Raw genomic sequence first — 12771 nt, 5'->3', positions numbered from 1 at the left:
AGGGGAGGGCCGATCTCGCCGGCGGGGCCACCGGGGTTGCTCAGGGCATGAGCTCCGGGGCGCTCTCGCGGAACTCGATCCGGTGGCCCACCGTGACGTGGCGGCCCGGGCCCGCGTAGCCCTCCAGGCGTTCCAGCAGCAGGTCGAGGGCCTGCTCGGCGAGCGCCCGGGTGTCCGGCGCGACCGACGTCAGGCTCGGCGCGGTGCTCGCACCCAGCTCGATGGCGTCCCAGCCGATCACCGCGACGTCGCCCGGGACGTCCAGGCCGTGCCGGCGCAGGGCGCGCAGGGCGCCGATCGCGGCGAGGTCGTCGCGGCACAGCAGGCTGTCCAGCTGCAGCCCGGCGTCCAGCGCGGCACCGAGGGCCTCCTCGGCGTCGCGGGCGTCGCCGTCCTGCCGCCGGGTGACCAGCAGGTCCGGGTCGACGGGCAGGCCCGCCTCGGTGAGCGCTGCGCGGTAGCCCTCCATCCGCAGCCGGGAGGTCCACGAGATGTGGTCGGTCTCGTGGCCGAGGAAGCCGATGCGGCGTCGTCCCGCGCGCACCAGGTGCCGGACGGCATCGCGGGCCGCGGCGACGTTGTCGATCGCCACCTGGTCCGCGCCGTCGGGCTGGGGGTCCTCGCCGAGGAAGACGATGGGCAGGCCGTGCCGCTGGTCGTCCAGGTCGCGAGCGGCCAGGACCTGCGGCTGGAGCACCATCCCGTCCATGATCCCGTCCTCGGGGTCGCGCAGCACGGACCGCTCGCCGTCCGCCGTCGCGCCCGTCTCCGCGAGCAGCAGACGGTAGCCGCGTGCCTCGGCGACCCGGGCGAAGACGTGCGCGAGCTCCGCGAAGTATGGCCGCCGCAGGTCGGGGAACGCGAGCCCGAGCATGCTCGACCGTCCTGTCGCGAGGCTGCGGCCGGTGCGGTTGGGGCGGTAGCCGAGCTCGTCGATCGCGGCCTGCACGCGCTCGCGCATCTGCGGGCTGACGTGCTGGTAGCCGCGTACCACGTTGGACACGGTCTTCATGGAGACCCCGGCATGACGAGCCACGTCCTGGAGGGTCACCCGGTTCATGACGAAAGATTACCTTTGGCGTGCCGGGGCACACGGAGAGGTCCGCCGCGCGACGTCCGCGGCGGACCTCCGGGCAGTCCGGGTCAGGCGGTGACGGCGTGCGCGCCCGCCACCGCGAGACAGGTGACCGCCGCCGCGGCCGACCACGCCTGCGGGCGGCAGGCCGCCGGGTAGGGCGTGGGGACGCCGGCCCGGGTAGCGGGATCGCCCGCGTGCAGCTCCGGGACCCGGTAGGCGAAGCCCTCGGCCGCCGCCAGCAGGCCGTCGACCGCGCGCCGGGCGTGGCCGGCGAGCCCTGCCCGGTGCATGCCGTGCACGGCGATGGCGGTGTCGTGCGTCCAGACGCTGCCCCCGTGGTACGACAGCGGCCAGTACCCCGCGGCGTCCGTCGACATGGTGCGGATGCCGAACCCGGACGACATCGTGGGGCCGAGCAGCAGGCCCGCGACGTGCTCCTCCTCGGCCGCGTCCAGGATGCCGGTGCCGAGCAGGTGCCCGATGTTGCTCGTCAGCGTGTCGACCGGCCGCTTGTGCCGGTCGAGCGCGACGGCCGGGTACCGGCCCTCCGGGGTCTCGACCCAGTACGCCTGCGCGAACCGGGTGCGCAGGTCCGCGGCCCAGGCCCGCAGCCGGTCCGGGTGCAGCGGGTCGTCGGCCGTCGCGCCGCCCGCCGTCGCCCCGAGGGTCTCCAGGATCTCGGCGCCCGCGAGCGCCGCCTCGTAGGCGTAGCCCTGGACCTCGCAGAGCGCGATCGGTCCTTCGGCGAGGCTGCCGTCGCGCCACTGGATGGAGTCGCCGGAGTCCTTCCAGCCCTGGTTGGCCAGGCCGCGGCCGGTGCGGTCGATGTAGTCGAGGAACCCGTCGCCGTCGCTGTCGCCGTGCTCGACCAGCCAGGTCAGGGCGCCGCGGAGCGCGGGCAGCAGGGCGGTGACCTCGTCGTCGGGCATGCCCGCGCGCCAGGCGTCGGCGAGCAGGCAGACCCAGAGGGGGGTGGAGTCGACGCTGCCGTAGTACAGCGGTGGCAGGACGATGCCCTCGCCCGGGATCTCCAGCGGTGCGGCGCGCAGCTCGTGCAGGATCTTGCCGGGCTCCTGGGCGGTGCCGACGTCGTGCGTGGTGCCCTGCAGCCGGGCGAGCACGCGCAGGGTGGAGGCCGCGATGCGGACGTCGACGGGGAGCGCGAGCCGGGCGGCCCAGATCGCGTCCCGGCCGAAGAGCGTGAAGAACCAGGGCGCCCCGGCGGCGAAGAACTCGTCGCCGGGCTGGTCCGGCAGGGTCAGCCGCAGGGCGTCGAGGTCGTCGAGGGCGGTGTCGAGCCAGCGGCCCAGGCGGGGGTCGGCGTCGGTGGGGAGGGTGGGCCGATTGCCGTCGGTGGTGCCGGCCGGGCGGCCGGGCCAGGTGCCTCCGGCGCCCCGGACGACCAGGGTGTCGTCGTGCAGGTCGAGGGTCCAGGCGGCCTCGGCGCTGCCGCGGGCCGGGACGTCGAGCGCCCAGGAGGCCACGATCTCGCCGTCCGCGGCGGTGGTCACGGTCGCGCCGTCGGCGGTGAGGGTGAGCGATCGGGTGCCCGAGGCCGCCGTCGCCGTGCCCGGTGCGGTGGTGACGGCGAGGTCGTGCCCGGGCTCGTCCGTGGCACCGGCCGGGCCGGCCAGCCCGGCCTTGACCTCGTGCAGCGTCGTGAAGTCCGGGCGCAGGCGCAGGCGGAGCGTGACGCTCGCCGGCTCGGTCAGGTGGGAGGCGACCGTCCAGGTCTCCGTGAGCGACCCGTCCGTGACGCGCCGGTCGCGCACGAGGCGCACCTTGGGGTCGGGCTGGGCGTCGTCCGCACCGCGCAGCAGCCCGCCGAACACCACCCGCGAGGCGCTCTCGGGCGCGACGGAGACGTACTCGACGGCCGACTCCGCGCACTCCAGCACGAGGCCGCGCACGTGCCGGACGTCGCCGTGGTAGATGCCGTCGACCGGCGCCGCGCCCAGGTCGCCGTCGCGGCCGGACCAGACCTGGGTCGGGGCGCGCAGCGCGATGACGGCGTCGTCGAGCAGCGGCTGGAGGGGCCGGGTGGTGGGCGGCGTGAGGCTCGGCGTCATGCTGGACGTCGTCATTCCTTGACGGCTCCTTCGCTGGTGTTCATGATGCGCCGCTGGAACACGAAGAACACGACCGCCACGGGGATGGTCATGATCGCCGCGGCGGCGAGCTTGATCGGGTACTGGCTGCCCTGGCTGAGCTGGCCGCTGGCCAGGGAGGCGACGCCCTTGGTGAGCGTGGTCAGCTCGGGGGACTGGGCGGAGACGATGAAGTGGCTCAGCTCGTTCCAGGAGCCCTGGAACGACAGGATGACGATGGTGACGAGCGCGGGCCGGGCCATGGGCAGCACCACGGACCAGAAGATCCGGAAGGTGCCGGCGCCGTCGATGCGGGCCTGCTCCTCGACCGAGGCCGGGATCGACTCGAAGAAGTTCTTCATGATGAACACGCCCGCCGCGTCCACGAGCAGCGGCAGCACCATGCCCGCGTACGAGTCGTAGATGCCGAGCTGGTTGATCACGAGGAACTTGGGGATCAGCAGCACCACCGTGGGCACCGCCATGACGGCCACGAGCGCCGCGTAGACCACGCCGCGGCCACGGAAGCGCAGCCGGGCCAGCGCGTAGCCCGCCAGGGAGTCGAAGAACACGCGGCCCGCGGTGACGAGCACCGTGACGACGGCGGAGTTGGCGAACCAGACCGGGAAGTCCGACCGCAGGAACAGGCGCCCGTAGGCCGACCAGGTCAGCGGGTCGGGGACGAGCGAGACCGGGTCCGCGGCGGCGTCCGCCTCGGTCTTGACGGACGTCGCGAGCTGGACCAGGAACGGGTACACGTAGACCAGCGCCAGCAGGACCAGCAGCGCGTAGAGGCCGACCTGCCACGTCAGGCCCGTGCGCGACCGCCGGCGGGTGCGCAGCGGAGGGCGGGCCGGGGCGCTCATCGGGCGGCCCCCGGGGATGCGGCGCGGCGCCGGGCCCGGCGGGGGACGTCGGGGCGTTCGCGCAGGACCCACCTCTGCAGGATGGTCAGCAGCACGATGATGACGAACAGGATGAACGCGATCGCCGCGCCCTGGCCCCACTCCTGCGACAGGAACGCCGACTGGTAGCTGAGGTAGGCGGGCGTGAGCGTCGTCTTGCCGGGGCCGCCCTGGGTGCCGGTGTAGATCTGGTCGAACACCTGCCAGCAGCCGATCAGGCCCAGGGTCAGCACCGTGAACAGCGTGGGCCGCAGCTGGGGGAGCGTGATGCGCCAGAACCGCTGCCAGCCGTTCGCGCCGTCGACCATCGCGGCCTCTTCGACCTCGGGGGCGATGTTCTGCAGGCCCGCGACGAACAGCAGCATGAACGTGCCGCTGGTGGTGAAGATCGCCATGAGCACGAACGCGGACATCGCGACCGAGGGCCCGGCCAGCCAGTCCCACCACGTGAGGCCGAGAAAGCCGTGCTGCGTCAGGGCGTCGGGCCCGGACCGGACGCCGAACGCGGCCAGCAGGTTGTGCAGCACGCCGCTCGGCTCGTTGAACCAGTTGGGCCCGGCGATGCCGACCCGGGCGAGGACCGTGTTCACCACGCCCGACGTGGAGAACAGGAACAGCCACAGCACCGTGATCGCCACCGAGCTGGTGACGGACGGGAAGTAGAAGGCCGTCCGGAACACGCCGCGCCCTCGCAGCGCCGCGCGGTTGACGAGCACCGCGAGGAACAGGGCGAGCGCGGTCTGCAGCGGGACCACCAGCAGCACGTACCAGGCGTTGTTGCGCAGCGCGACGCCGAAGTCGCGCTCGGCCAGGCCGCCGCCCGTGGTGACCGCCGCGTAGTTGTCCAGCCCCACGAAGCCGACGCCGGACGACAGGGGGCTGCCGCGCCCGGACCAGTCCGAGAAGCTGACCCAGAGCGCCATCAGGACCGGGACGAGCAGGAACACGCCCAGGATCACGAGCACGGGCAGGGTGAAGAGCCAGCCGGCCACGGCCTCGCCGTGCCGGATCCCGCGAGGGGACCCGGCACGGAGGGGTGCGGCGTCACGCGGCGACGCGAGAAGGGACATGCGTGCCTACTCGGCGATCGCTTCGAGGTTCGACTGCGCCGTCTCCAGGATCGTCTGCGGGTCACCGGACTCCAGCGACTCGAGCTGCGCGTTGAGGTCGGTGATGACGTCGGTCGCTCCGGCCCAGTTCGGCGGGAACTGTGCGTACGCGGCGCCGTCGAGGAAGGCGGTGAGGTCCGGGTTGGCGGCGCTCCAGTCGGCCGCGGCCGAGTCGATGGACGGCATCGGGCCGAACGCCTCCGAGAACGCGAGCTGCTGCTCGGTGCTCGTCAGGTGCTCCACCAGGCTGAGGGCGGCCTCCTGGTTGGGGCTGTCGGCGGCCATGCCCCAGCAGTTGGTGAACTGCAGCGTGCCCTGGCCGGCGGGTCCGGCGGGCAGCTCGGCGACCTGGTACTCGATGTCGGGGAAGTCGTTCGTCAGTGCCCCGGTGACCCAGTTGCCCTCGATGACCATGGCGGCCAGCCCCTTGCCGAGGGCCTCGCCGCCCCAGCCGGCGCCGAGGTCTGCCGCGTACGCGAACGTGCCGTCCTCGAGGTGGCTCTTGACGTAGTCCAGGCCCTCGACGCTGCCCGCGCTGCCGGCCACGGGCTCGCCGTCGACCACGAGGCCGCCGCCGGCCTGGGCCATGAAGGTGCCCACGCGCTGGTACTCGGCGCCGAACGAGAGGCCCACCTGGTCGTCGGTGGTGAGCTGCTCGGCCACGGCGGCCAGCTCGTCCCACGTGGTGGGGATGTCGGCGTCGGTCAGGCCGGCGTCCGCCCAGAGCTGGGTGTTGATGACGAGCGCCAGGGTCGAGAAGTCCTTGGGCGCGCAGTAGAACGTGTCGTCGACGGTGAAGTTCTCCACGAGCGACGGGTAGAAGTCGTCCTTGTTCGCCAGCAGGTCGCCGTAGGGCTGCAGCGAGCCGTTCTCGGCGTAGCCCGCGATGGCCTCGGGCGCCAGGTAGAACAGGTCCGGCGGGGAACCGGCCGCGAAGCCCTGCGAGAGCTGCTGCGGCAGGTCGGAGGCGACCTGGACCTCGGCCTCGACGCCGGAGTCGGCGGACCAGGCCGCGACGGCCTCGGTGACCGCGTCGGTCTCGGCGTCGCCGGACGACCCGATCAGGACCGAGAGCGCGTCGTCGGAGCTGGTCAGCGCGCTCGTGGTCGGGTCGCCCTGGGCGGGCTCCTCGAAGCCGGAGCCGCCGCAGGCGGTGAGCGTGAGCACACCGGCCGCGAGGAGCGCGCCGGCGCCCGCGGCCTTGCGCGAGATGGGCCGTGTCATTGTCTCTTCTCCCTTGACGAGTCCCGTGACGTGGCAAATTTGAACGATCAAATTATGCTGAGCCCGAGATTAGGGAGCGCCCGGGCGGGATGTCAAGGCCGGGTGCCGCCCTAGGATGACGTTCCGGACGCCCCGGCTGCGGGCGGCGCAGGCTGGTTCACGACGGCGGGCAGGAGGGATCACCATGGCGAAGGTCCCCACCGTGCAGGACGTCGCCCGCGCCGCCGGCGTGTCCCGGCAGACCGTCTCCAACGTGCTCAACTCCCCGGAGATCGTCCGGGCGCCCACGCGGGAACGCGTGCAGCGCGCCATCGCCGAGCTCGGCTACCGCCCGCACGCCGCCGCCCGCCGGCTGCGCACCCGGCGCAGCTCCACCCTCGGCGTGCGGCTCGACCCGTACGCGGGCGGCATCTCCGGGGTGGTGCTCGACCGTTTCGTCCACGCCCTGACCGAGCACGCCAGCGAGCGCGGCATGCGGGTGCTGCTGTACGCGGCACGCACACCGGGCGAGGAGATCGACCGCATCGGCGACCTCGTCGACGGCGGCGAGATCGACGCCGTCGTGCTCACCGGCACGTCCCACGAGGACACCCGCACCACCTGGCTGCAGGAGCGCGGCGTCCCGTTCGTCTCGTTCGGCCGCCCCTGGCGGTCCGACGGCGGCGTGCCGCCGCACTCCTGGGCCGACGTCGACGGCGCTGCCGGCACCCGCGCGGCCACCCGGCACCTGCTCGACCGCGGCCGGTCCACGATCGCGTTCCTCGGCTGGCCGGAAGGATCGGGGACGGGCGACGACCGCGCCCGCGGCTGGCACGAGGCGATGACCGCCGCCGGCGCCGTCGGCCCCCGCTGGCACACCGAGGAGAGCGTGAGCCTGGCGCGGGACCTGACCGGCGCCGCCCTCACGGCCCGACCGGCCGTGGACGCGATCGTCTGCGTGAGCGACTCCCTCGCCATCGGCGCGCACCTCGCGGCGACGGCGCTGGGCCGGCCCGAGCTGCCCGTGGTCGGGTTCGACAACACACCGGCCGCCGAGGCGCTAGGCATCAGCAGCGTGGAACAGCTCCCGGAGCAGGTCGCGGCCGGGGTGCTGGACCTCCTGATGGGGCCCACGGGCAGCGTCGTGCTGGTCCACGACGCCGCCCAGGAGCCGACGTACGTGCTGGTGGAGCCGCGGCTGATCATCCGCGACCCGCTGCCGCCGCGCTGAGGTCCCTGGTTTACTCGACCAGCTTGCCTGCCGTCGAGACCTCCTGGGCCGCGATCAGGGTGGCGATCTCCTCCGGGACGGCGGGGATCTCCTCGCGGACGATGCCCGTGTCCGGCGACCAGACCAGGTTGACCTGCAGGTTCGGGTCCAGGTCCGGGTAGTCGCTGCGGTTGTGGCAGCCGCGGGTCTCGCGCCGCTCGAGCGCGGCCTCCAGCGTGGCCCGCGCCGCGATGAGCGACGCCTTGAGGTCGAACGCGTGGGCAAGGTCCTGGTAGCCCGCGATGTCCGGGTGCACGCCGACGTGCGTGGCGCGCTCCTCGATCTCGGCCAGCTCCTTGAGGCCCGCGAGCAGCCCCGCCTCGTCCCGGACGACGCCGGCGTGCTCGGTCATCGTGTTGCGCACGGCGCGCTGCAGGGCCCGCACGTTCTCGGTGCCGTCGGCGGCCAGCAGGTCGGCGACCTCGGCGCGGGCGCGGGCCTCGGCGTCGTGCGAGCGGCGCTGGGCCTCCAGGCCGGCGGAGTAGGCCGCGGCGGCGCGGCCGACCAGGCGGCCGAAGACCAGCAGCTCGATCAGGGAGTTGCCGCCCAGGCGGTTGGCGCCGTGCAGGCCGCTGGAGGCCTCGCCGATCGCATACAGGCCGTCCACCTCGGTGCTGTGGTCCTCGGGCCGCACCCAGACGCCGCCCATCGAGTAGTGCGCGGTGGGCGCGATCTCGATGGGGTCGGTGGTGATGTCGAGCATCTGCAGCTCGAGCATCGTCTGGTAGACGCGCGGCAGGCGCGTCATGATCGTCTCCCGCGGCAGGTGGGAGACGTCGAGCCAGACGCCACCGTTGGCGGTGCCGCGACCCTCCTTGATCTCCGTGTAGGCCGCGAGTGCGACGCGGTCGCGGGTGGACAGCTCCATCCGCTCGGGGTCGTACGTCGCCATGAACCGCTCGCCCAGCGCGTTGCGCAGGATGCCGCCCTCACCGCGAGCCGCCTCGGAGACGAGCGTGCCCGCCGCGTTCTCGGGCTCCAGGATGCCCGACGGGTGGAACTGCACCAGCTCCGGGTCGCGCAGCCGGGCGCCCGCCTCGATCGCCAGGCGGAACGAGTCGCCGGTGTTCTCGTCGCGGCGGGAGGACGTGCGCCGCCAGATGCGGTTGTGCCCGCCCGCGGCGAGGATCACGGCGTCGGCGTGGATCAGGTACGGCGTGCCGTCGGTGAGGTCGAAGCCGTAGGCGCCGAAGACGGCGCCGTCGTGCGTCAGGATCCGGGTGACGTACACGGAGTCCAGGATCGGGATGTCGAGCTGCGTGGCCCGGTTGACCAGGGACCGCTGGATCTCCAGGCCCGTGTAGTCGCCGGCGAACGCGGTGCGGCGGTAGGTGTGCGCGCCGAAGAACCGCTGCGAGATGCGGCCGTCCTCCTCCCGGGCGAAGGCCATGCCGTACCGCTCCAGGTCGGCGATGCCCTGGGCGGCGCCCCGTGCGACGATCTCGGCCGTGTGCGGGTTGGCCAGGAAGTAGCTCTCCTTGATGGTGTCGGCGGCGTGCTGCTGCCAGCTGTCCTCCGCGTCCATCGTGCCGAGAGCCGCGTTGATGCCGCCCGCGGCGAGCGAGGTGTGGGCGTCCATGCGGGGGCGCTTGCCCAGCGCGAGGACGTCCACCCCCTGCTCGGCGAGCTCGATCGCGGCCCGGAGGCCGGAGCCCCCGGTGCCGATGACGAGTGCGGTGGTGGAGATGCGCCGTTCGATGGTGTCCATACCCGAGTTGACACCGCAGCCGGCCCGGTTGCGACCCCCCTGCGCTGTGACAAGTCAGACGATGTGAGATGTCGGACGCGCAGGTCACAGGGTCAGCAGTGGACCTCGGCGAGCTCCGTGAAGACCGCCCGGTTCAGGCGGAACGCCAGGTGCGTCTCCGCGAGGGTGGCCGCCACCTCGTCCTCGTCGAGGTCGAGCAGGTCGAGCTGGTGACGGTAGGCGTCCTTGAACACCTTCACCTTCGGGATGTCGGGAAAGGTGTAGAACGCCAGGCCCTCCTCGTCCAGGCCGTAGTGCTGCTTCATCATCCGCTTGACGATCTGGCCGCCCGACAGGTCGCCCAGGTAGCGCGTGTAGGAGTGCGCGGCGTAGTGCGGCAGGCTGCCGCCGACCTCGCGGACGTGGTCCGCGTAGGCGCGGGTGGCCGGCAGGACGCGGATCTCCTCGCGCCACGACGGGCCGTACAGGAAGGCCAGGTCCCGCTCGATCGCGGGCACGCGGGTGAGCTCCTGGAACACGAGGCCGGCGCCGCGATGGTCGGTACCGAGGGCGGCGCTCGCCTCCTCCAGGGCCTCGTACACCACGAGGAGCTGGGCCGAGAGGTCGGCGTACGCGGCTCGCGTCAGCGCGCCGGACATGAGTTCTTCGATGAACTGCTCGGAGTTGGCCTCGCCGTGCGCGACGCGTGTGCCCTCGCGCAGCAGGGCGGACAGGGGGACGGGGGCGAATTCCTCGACGGGCAGGCTCACGGGTTCTCCTCCGGCGCGACGCTGGTGTGCTGACAAGATGTCATCACGTTGCGAGCCTACCAGCAGAAGTTAGGACAGCCTAAGCTCTCTTCGTGAGGGGTGTCGGTGGCTCGCGCTAGCGTCGGGGCATGCCCGGTACTTCGTTCGATCCGGCACATGGTGCCGGCCTGCCCCCGCCCGTCCTGGTCGAGCTGCCCGGTAGCGACGCGGAGCCCGACGGCGGTGTCCGCGTCGCCACCTACGTGCTGGAGCCGGAGGGCCGGCGCCCGGCTGGTGACGTCGTGCTCTGCCACGGCACCCCCTGGTCGGCGCGGGTGTGGGCGCCCGTGGCCCGGGCCCTGGGCCGCGACCACCGGGTCTTCCTCTGGGACATGCCCGGGTACGGCGCCTCGCCCAAGGGGGCCGACGTCGCGGTCGACCTCGTGACCCAGCGCCGCCGTCTGGCTGCGCTGCTCGGGCACTGGTCGCTGGACCGGCCGCACGTGGTGGCGCACGACATCGGGGGAGCGGTGGCGCTCGGCGCCCACCTCCTGGAGGGCGTGGAGGTCGCGAGCCTGTTCCTGCTCGACATCGTGACGCTGGACCCCTGGGGGTCGCCGTTCTTCCGCCTCGTGGCCGAGCACGAGCCCGTCTTCGCGGCCGTGCCCGGGCCGCTGCACGCCGCCCTGGTGCGGGAGTACATCGCCGGGGCCGCCAACCACGGCCTGCCGGACGACGTGGTGGCCGCGCTCGCCGAACCCTGGCTCGACGCCGTGGGCCAGACCGCCTTCTACCGGCAGATCGCCCGGCTCTCGCCCGAGCACACCGCGCCGATCGTGCGCCGGCTCGGCGCGGTGCGCAGCCCGGTGCGCATCGGCTGGGCCGACGCCGACCCGTGGATCCCGGTCGAGCAGGCCGCCCGGCTCCGCGCGGCGCTGCCCGGCGACCCGGAGGTGGTCACCTTCCCCGGGCGCGGCCACCTGGTGCCCCTGGAGGACGACGCCGCGGTGGGGCGTGCCGTACGGACCTGGCTCACGGAGGTGGTCACCGGGCGGGCGTGAACGGATTCGTGGTGGCGCCACGACCGCCGTCGGGCATAACGTGTGCGGTGGTGAGCGTGAGGCGTGACGAACCTCGGCCCGGTCCGCCGGGCAGGCGCCCGCCCGCGCGTGCGGCGTACCGACGAGAGGCCGGGGCTTCCCGGCAAAGGAGTGGTGGCACCGCGACCTAGCCCCCGCCCGCTCCTCCAGGGCCTGCGCCTTCTGGAGGAATGATGAGACCACCCTTGCCGTCCCTGACCGCGTCGCCGACCGGCACCCCCGAACCCGGACGTGTCCTGGCCCGTGACCTGCCGGCCGCCTCTGCCGGTGCACGCGTGCGCCTGCAGGGCTGGGTCCACCGGCGCCGGGAGCTCGCGACCGTGACGTTCCTGGTGCTGCGGGACCGTACCGGTCTCGCCCAGGTGGTGGTGCGCACCGGCGCCGGGCAGGACGCACCGGACGTGCCGCCCGAGGAGACCACGGTCGAGGTGACCGGCACCGTGACCGCCAACCCGCAGGCCCCCGGCGGCGTGGAGGTCACGGAACCGGAGATCGTGGCCCTCACCGACGCGGCGGAGACGCCGCCCGTCGAGCTGTGGCGGCCTGCGCTGACGGCGGCGCTGCCCACGCTGCTCGACCACGCTGCCGTCGCCTGGCGGCACCCCGCGCAGAAGGCGCGCTGGGAGGTCGCCGCCGCGAGCCTGCACGGGTTCCGCGCGACCCTCGACGCCGCGGGGTTCACCGAGGTGTGCACGCCCAAGCTCGTGGGCACCGCCACCGAGTCGGGCGCGAACGTGTTCGAGGTCGACTACTTCGGGCGGCCCGCCTGCCTGGCGCAGTCCCCGCAGTTCTACAAGCAGCAGATGGTCGGCGTCTTCGAGCGGGTCTACGAGGTGGGCCCGGTGTTCCGGGCCGAGCCGCACGACACGGTGCGGCACCTGGCGGAGTACCGCTCCCTGGACGTCGAGCTCGGGTTCGTGCGCGACCACCGGGACGTGCTGGCGGTGCTGCGCGACGTCCTGGCCGGGATGTCGGACGCCGTCCGCGCGTCGGGGGCCGCCGACCGGCTGGGCGTCGAGGTGCCGCGCGTCCCGGACGCGTTCCCGGTGCTCCACTTCGCCGACGCCCTGCGGCTGGTCGGCGCGCCCGCCGACGAGCCCGACCTGGCGCCGGAGCACGAACGCGCGCTGGGTCGGTGGGCGCTGGCGGAGCACGGGTCCGACTTCGTCGCGATCGAGGGCTACCCGATGGCGAAGCGGCCCTTCTACACCCACCCGCAGCCCGGTGACGAGCGGTGGAGCAACAGCTTCGACCTGCTGTTCCGCGGCCTGGAGCTCGTGACCGGCGGCCAACGGCTGCACCGGTACGCCGACTACGTGGCGGCCCTCGCGGCCCGGGGCGAGGACCCGGCCGCGTACGCGTCGTACCTGGCGGCGTTCCGGCACGGGATGCCGCCGCACGGTGGGTTCGCCATCGGGCTGGAGCGCTGGGTGGCGCGGCTGGCCGGGGCCGCCAACGTGCGCGAGGTGACGCCGTTCCCGCGGGACCTGCACCGGTTGACGCCCTAGCGGTCAGTGCCCGTGCGCCCGGTCCTCGGCCGGGCGCACGGGCGTGTCAGAGGCCACCAGTACCTTGTGGCGCGT

At 73.5% G+C, this 12771-nt stretch carries 10 protein-coding genes; 3 read left to right on the top strand and 7 right to left on the bottom strand.

Features of this window, described 5'->3' with window-relative positions:
• Positions 1-40: 40 nt before the first annotated feature.
• From ACIBBF_RS21990 to ACIBBF_RS21970, 5 genes are all read right to left on the bottom strand, one after another.
• Positions 41-1060: a LacI family DNA-binding transcriptional regulator gene (locus ACIBBF_RS21990; RefSeq protein ID WP_397417597.1), complete on the bottom strand. Its 1020-nt coding sequence runs from the start codon at positions 1058-1060 to the stop codon at positions 41-43.
• Positions 1061-1143: 83 nt separating this feature from the next.
• Complete coding sequence (locus ACIBBF_RS21985; protein WP_397417595.1) at positions 1144-3162, bottom strand: glycogen debranching N-terminal domain-containing protein; 2019 nt, start codon at positions 3160-3162, stop codon at positions 1144-1146.
• Positions 3159-4031 (bottom strand): carbohydrate ABC transporter permease, encoded by an 873-nt coding sequence (locus tag ACIBBF_RS21980; protein ID WP_397417593.1) that lies wholly within the window; start codon positions 4029-4031, stop codon positions 3159-3161. The genes ACIBBF_RS21985 and ACIBBF_RS21980 overlap by 4 nt, the downstream gene beginning before the upstream one ends.
• Entirely contained in the window at positions 4028-5140 is a 1113-nt protein-coding gene (locus ACIBBF_RS21975; protein ID WP_397417591.1) for a carbohydrate ABC transporter permease, read from the bottom strand. The genes ACIBBF_RS21980 and ACIBBF_RS21975 overlap by 4 nt, the downstream gene beginning before the upstream one ends.
• Positions 5141-5146: 6 nt before the next feature.
• Complete coding sequence (locus ACIBBF_RS21970; RefSeq protein WP_397417589.1) at positions 5147-6403, bottom strand: extracellular solute-binding protein; 1257 nt, start codon at positions 6401-6403, stop codon at positions 5147-5149.
• A gap of 184 nt (positions 6404-6587) precedes the next feature.
• Here ACIBBF_RS21970 and ACIBBF_RS21965 point away from each other — a divergent pair, with 184 nt between their 5' ends.
• Entirely contained in the window at positions 6588-7613 is a 1026-nt protein-coding gene (locus ACIBBF_RS21965; RefSeq protein WP_397417587.1) for a LacI family DNA-binding transcriptional regulator, read from the top strand.
• A 10-nt stretch (positions 7614-7623) separates the two neighbouring features.
• Here the strand turns inward: ACIBBF_RS21965 and ACIBBF_RS21960 are convergent, their stop codons facing one another.
• Positions 7624-9360, bottom strand: coding sequence for an L-aspartate oxidase (locus ACIBBF_RS21960; RefSeq protein WP_397417585.1), 1737 nt, complete (start codon positions 9358-9360; stop codon positions 7624-7626).
• Positions 9361-9452: 92 nt separating this feature from the next.
• Positions 9453-10109, bottom strand: coding sequence for a heme oxygenase (biliverdin-producing) (locus ACIBBF_RS21955; RefSeq protein WP_397417583.1), 657 nt, complete (start codon positions 10107-10109; stop codon positions 9453-9455).
• A gap of 128 nt (positions 10110-10237) precedes the next feature.
• Here ACIBBF_RS21955 and ACIBBF_RS21950 point away from each other — a divergent pair, with 128 nt between their 5' ends.
• Together ACIBBF_RS21950 and aspS are read left to right on the top strand one after the other, a co-directional pair.
• A complete protein-coding gene (locus ACIBBF_RS21950; protein WP_397417581.1) occupies positions 10238-11149 on the top strand; it encodes an alpha/beta fold hydrolase in 912 nt (303 codons plus the stop codon).
• 224 nt (positions 11150-11373) lie between these two features.
• Positions 11374-12696 (top strand): aspartate--tRNA(Asn) ligase, encoded by a 1323-nt coding sequence (aspS, locus tag ACIBBF_RS21945; RefSeq protein WP_397417578.1) that lies wholly within the window; start codon positions 11374-11376, stop codon positions 12694-12696.
• The last annotated feature ends 75 nt before the right edge of the window (positions 12697-12771 follow it).

The sequence above is a fragment of the Promicromonospora sp. NPDC050880 genome, from assembly GCF_044456525.1.
In the GTDB taxonomy this organism is placed as follows: domain Bacteria; phylum Actinomycetota; class Actinomycetes; order Actinomycetales; family Cellulomonadaceae; genus Promicromonospora.
This window is presented reverse-complemented; position numbering and strand designations above follow the sequence as displayed.

Excerpts from the sequence above, each read along its gene's own strand:
- ACIBBF_RS21990 (WP_397417597.1), bottom strand. The coding sequence starts at position 1,060 with ATGAACCGGGTGACCCTCCAGGACGTGGCTCGTCATGCCGGGGTCTCC.
- ACIBBF_RS21985 (WP_397417595.1), bottom strand. The coding sequence starts at position 3,162 with ATGACGACGTCCAGCATGACGCCGAGCCTCACGCCGCCCACCACCCGG.
- ACIBBF_RS21980 (WP_397417593.1), bottom strand. The coding sequence starts at position 4,031 with ATGAGCGCCCCGGCCCGCCCTCCGCTGCGCACCCGCCGGCGGTCGCGC.
- ACIBBF_RS21975 (WP_397417591.1), bottom strand. The coding sequence starts at position 5,140 with ATGTCCCTTCTCGCGTCGCCGCGTGACGCCGCACCCCTCCGTGCCGGG.
- ACIBBF_RS21970 (WP_397417589.1), bottom strand. The coding sequence starts at position 6,403 with ATGACACGGCCCATCTCGCGCAAGGCCGCGGGCGCCGGCGCGCTCCTC.
- ACIBBF_RS21965 (WP_397417587.1), top strand. The coding sequence starts at position 6,588 with ATGGCGAAGGTCCCCACCGTGCAGGACGTCGCCCGCGCCGCCGGCGTG.
- ACIBBF_RS21960 (WP_397417585.1), bottom strand. The coding sequence starts at position 9,360 with ATGGACACCATCGAACGGCGCATCTCCACCACCGCACTCGTCATCGGC.
- ACIBBF_RS21950 (WP_397417581.1), top strand. The coding sequence starts at position 10,238 with ATGCCCGGTACTTCGTTCGATCCGGCACATGGTGCCGGCCTGCCCCCG.